1 protein-coding gene is annotated in these 530 nt (G+C 49.4%); it reads right to left on the reverse strand.

Annotation, left to right across the window (positions count from 1 at the left end; translation table 11 throughout):
* Positions 1-530, reverse strand: a 530-nt coding sequence (locus R7Q11_RS29045) for a collagenase (protein ID WP_225467329.1), incomplete at both ends; no start/stop codon positions are given.

Below are 530 nucleotides of genomic sequence, written 5' to 3' on the forward strand. Positions count from 1 at the left end.
ACAGTTTTTCGCTGTATGCTTCGCCACTCAGTTGAAGACTTTGGTTCGCCGCCAGCTCCGTCACTTGCACTTCAGGTTCTGTTGGTTCGCTTGGCTCTTCTGGGTCTGTTCCTGGTTGCTCCGGTTCAACTACCACTTCTAACGTATCCAACCAACGCTCAAATTCCGCATCGTACTGTTGACCAAGCAAAGTAACCTGCTGCGCCCATTGTGCAAACTGACCTGAACGAGACAACGCCAACAAGCTCTCTACATCTTGAGGGTGGTTTTCTAGCATGAAGCGAACCGCCAAGTAGCCCCAACGGTAAATGCGGTTGCTATCGTGCGAGTATGTGGTGTCAAACACGGTTGAAAGGCTCAGTTTGCCACTTGGGATCAGATCGATCGCGGCCTTGTAACCTTGTTTGTAATGCATGTATTCAGCAAAGCCTTCCAGCCACCAAACAATATGACCATGAGCTAAGTTGTCGCTGAATGAACCGTATTGGTTGAAACGTGCATCCAAGTAGTGAGTGTACTCGTGCTCAAGG

Source organism: Vibrio sp. 970 (assembly GCF_033339075.1).